The 3,649-nt window shown below is 45.8% G+C and carries 7 protein-coding genes; all 7 read left to right on the top strand.

The genetic code is table 11. The features are described 5' to 3' along the window. Positions 1–454, top strand: a 454-nt coding sequence (locus VB714_RS15075) for a preprotein translocase subunit SecY (protein ID WP_416309694.1), incomplete at its 5' end; no start/stop codon positions are given. Positions 455–611: 157 nt separating this feature from the next. Continuing rightward, a complete protein-coding gene (locus tag VB714_RS15070; protein ID WP_323225429.1) occupies positions 612–1,172 on the top strand; it encodes an adenylate kinase in 561 nt (186 codons plus the stop codon). A gap of 66 nt (positions 1,173–1,238) precedes the next feature. Continuing rightward, positions 1,239–1,463, top strand: coding sequence for a translation initiation factor IF-1 (infA, locus tag VB714_RS15065; RefSeq protein WP_008191178.1), 225 nt, complete (start codon positions 1,239–1,241; stop codon positions 1,461–1,463). Positions 1,464–1,576: 113 nt separating this feature from the next. Then, the gene (gene rpmJ, locus VB714_RS15060) at positions 1,577–1,690 is read left to right on the top strand and encodes a 50S ribosomal protein L36 (RefSeq protein WP_006618079.1); all 114 of its coding nucleotides are present in this window, start codon (positions 1,577–1,579) and stop codon (positions 1,688–1,690) included. A gap of 229 nt (positions 1,691–1,919) precedes the next feature. Beyond that, positions 1,920–2,303 carry a 30S ribosomal protein S13 gene (gene rpsM, locus VB714_RS15055; RefSeq protein ID WP_323225426.1) on the top strand — a complete coding sequence of 128 codons (384 nt, stop codon included), beginning with the start codon at positions 1,920–1,922 and terminating at the stop codon, positions 2,301–2,303. A 54-nt stretch (positions 2,304–2,357) separates the two neighbouring features. Next, the gene (rpsK, locus tag VB714_RS15050; RefSeq protein ID WP_204104889.1) at positions 2,358–2,750 is read left to right on the top strand and encodes a 30S ribosomal protein S11; all 393 of its coding nucleotides are present in this window, start codon (positions 2,358–2,360) and stop codon (positions 2,748–2,750) included. 133 nt (positions 2,751–2,883) lie between these two features. After that, positions 2,884–3,649 (top strand): DNA-directed RNA polymerase subunit alpha (locus tag VB714_RS15045; protein ID WP_323225425.1); only part of this gene is annotated, 766 nt, incomplete at its 3' end.

The raw sequence follows: 3,649 nt of genomic DNA, 5'->3' as shown, positions 1-3,649 counted from the left end.
AGGAAAAGAAGGGTTGTTAGGGCAACTGCATGAAGGTTTAAATCGTTTCTCTAATTACATCAGTATTAATGGACCGACTCCTTGGGCTTACGTGCTGGTTTTCTTTACGTTGATTGTCTTTTTTAGCTATTTCTATGCTTCTTTAATTGTCAATCCCGTTGATATGTCCCAAAACTTGAAAAAAATGGGCTCCAGCATTCCGGGAATTCGTCCGGGAAAAGCCACTAGCGAATATTTAGAACGAACGATTAATCGTCTAACTTTCTTAGGGGCAATGTTTTTAGGGATTGTTTCTACAGTACCGACGGCAGTGGAAAGCCTACTCGGAATTCAAACCTTGAGAGGATTGGGTGCAACATCCTTGCTTATTTTAGTGGGGGTGGCGATCGATACTGCCAAGCAGATTCAAACCTATGTCATTTCTCAACGCTATGAAGGCATGGTGAAACAGTAATTTGTTGTGGGTTATGGGTTGGTAATTAACTTATCCATTAGCGGGCAAGATGCCCGCACCACCATAACAATACTTATGGTAGTGGGAGCGTCTCGCTCCCTAACTGCGTAATTCCTAACCAGTAATCCTTAACGATCGCCAATTACCGAATAACAAAATGACTTATCAATTGATTTTTTTAGGACCTCCAGGCGCTGGAAAAGGCACTCAGGCTCAACTGTTAGCCGAAACAGTGAATATTCCCCATATTTCCACGGGGGATATTTTACGTGGCGCGATCGCCAACAATACACCCCTGGGTCAACAGGCTAAATCCTACATGGATAAAGGGGATCTGGTTCCCGATGCTCTCGTTTCTGACCTGGTACGAGAGCGTTTGCAGGAACCCGATGCCGAAAAAGGGTGGATATTAGATGGGTTCCCGCGCACGGTAGAGCAAGCATCTTTTCTCAATCGCCTCTTGTCTCAAGGCCAGGAAAATTCCTTACGGGTTCTCAATTTAGAGGTCCCCGAACAAGTATTGATCGATCGCTTAATGGCAAGGGGTCGCTCTCAAGACGATAACCTCGAAACCATTCGCAATCGCTTGGTCGTTTACCAGCAAAAAACGGCACCTCTGATCGATTACTACCAAAAACAAGGTAATTTGCACTCCGTCAATGGCGATCGCGAACTCGAAGAAATTCGCACGGCATTACAAGCAATCCTTGAAATCTAAAGGGTTTCCAGTAAATTATTGCTACGATTAATCACAGAAACAAACAATTAATAGGATAGGAGTAAATTGGCTAAACAAGACTTAATTGAAATGGAGGGAACCGTAACTGAATCGCTTCCCAATGCCATGTTCCGGGTCGATCTGGATAATGGCTTTAACGTTTTGGCACATATTTCCGGTAAAATCCGCCGGAATTATATCAAAATCCTGCCAGGCGATCGCGTCAAAGTCGAACTGACCCCCTACGATTTAACCAAGGGACGAATTACCTATCGCCTGCGGAAAAAATAATCAAGCAAAATAATCAAAGGTTCAACGCATTTTACTAATTATTGCTTTTAAACTTGCTAAAGTTCGCAATTATTGATATAATTAGAAGCTTGCAGTGTGGCCAAAAAAGAGGCATGAAAGTTAGAGCATCAGTCAAAAAGATTTGTGAAAAATGCCGCGTTATTCGCAGGCGCGGTCGAGTCATGGTGATTTGTTCTAACCCCAAACACAAACAAAGACAGGGATAGAACGCAAAAATTGCCGCTAGTTCTCATCTTGTTATTCTAGTCTTGCCCTGCAAGATTTGCCAAGCAAGATGCAGTCGGGCAAAGAACCACTGGTTCTAACCATGACCACTCAAAAACCATTAAGAGCCGATAAAGAGCCAAAGACCGTTCTGGCAAAACTAGGTCATTCGAGTCAAAACTCTTTCAGGCATTTTCAATATTCTCATTTTACGGAGCAGCAGAAAGAACCGTGGCACAGATATCAGGAATAGATCTTCCTCGAAACAAGCGCGTTGAAATTGGACTGACTTATATTTACGGGATCGGCTTGTCACGTTCTCAAGCAATATTAAGCAAAACAGGAATCAACCCCGATACTCGAGTCAAAGATCTGAGTGACGAAGACGTAACCACCTTACGCTCGTTCATCGAAGCCAATTATCAAATCGAAGGGGATTTGAGACGGCTGGAAAATATGAGCATCAAACGCCTGATCGATATTGGCACTTATAGAGGTCGCCGTCACCGCCAGGGCTTGCCCCTGCGAGGGCAGCGAACTCGTACCAATGCTCGGACTCGTCGAGGCAGACGCGCGGCGATCGCCGGCAAGAAAAAGGCAAGTTCTAAGAAATAATTTCATTACTCATTACCTCATTACCCATTACCTATTACCTAATTACCCGATAACATGGCACGACCGACAAAAAAAGGCGGAGCGAAAAAAACAAAACGGAATGTCCCCAACGGAATCGCTCATATTACCTCCACATTTAACAATACAATCGTTACGATTTCCGATGCCAAAGGCGATGTCATTTCCTGGGCTTCTTCAGGATCGAGCGGTTTTAAAGGCGCAAAAAAAGGAACCCCCTTCGCGGCTCAAACGGCTGCCGACAGTGCAGCACGACGAGCAATGGAACAGGGAATGCGCCAGTTAGAAGTGATGGTAAGCGGTCCTGGAGCCGGACGGGAAACAGCGATTCGTGCTTTGCAAGCCTCGGGCATGGAAATTACGTTAATTCGAGACGTGACTCCCATTCCTCATAACGGCTGTCGTCCCCCCAAACGTCGTCGAGTCTAGTGCCAGCGATCGCGTTGGCAAGGTCGGAATATGGCAACCGACAGGTCGAGAAGATAAAGCGAGAAAATCTTGCCATCTCTCGACTTCAGTTTAGAGTCCAAGGGACAACGACAAACAGGAGAGGTAACAGGCCGTGGCGCAATTTCAAATTGAATGCGTGGATTCCAAAACGCACAAAAATCAAAGCCAATATAGCAAATTTATCCTCGAACCCTTAGAACGAGGACAAGGAACGACTGTTGGCAATGCTCTACGGCGAGTTTTGCTTGCAAACTTAGAAGGAGCCGCCGCAACCGCCGTTCGCATTGCCGGAGTCAACCACGAATTTGATACAATTCCTGGGGTTCGGGAGGACGTGCTAGAAATCCTTCTTAATATGAAGGAAATCGCGTTTCAGAGCTTTGCAACAACCCCTCAAATTGGGAGATTGGTCGCAAATGAACCGGGAACGGTAACAGCCGCACAATTCGATCTGCCTTCGGAAGTTCAAATCGTCGATCGCAACCAATATATTGCGACCTTAGCAGAAGGGGCGCGATTGGAGATGGAATTTCGGATTGAGCGCGGAAAGGGCTATCGAGCCGTCGATCGCGGCAAAGATGAAATCGCTTCTCTGGATTTCCTCCAAATTGATGCTGTTTTCATGCCCGTCAGCAAAGTGAATTATGCTGTCGAAGATACGATTCTCGATGGTGCAATTCCCAAAGATCGCCTAATTCTCGATATTTGGACGAACGGAACGATCAAACCCGAAGAAGCACTTTCCCAAGCGGCGGGAATTGTGGTGGAACTGTTTAATCCCCTCAAGGATTTAACCCTCGAGTCCATTCAAGAAGACGAACAGGACAACGAAGATCCCACCAGTCAAATTCCCATCGAAGAGCTACATCTCTCGGTAC

It is taken from the genome of Spirulina sp. 06S082 (genome assembly GCF_034932145.1).
Taxonomy (GTDB): Bacteria; Cyanobacteriota; Cyanobacteriia; order Cyanobacteriales; family Spirulinaceae; genus CCY15215.
This window is presented reverse-complemented; position numbering and strand designations above follow the sequence as displayed.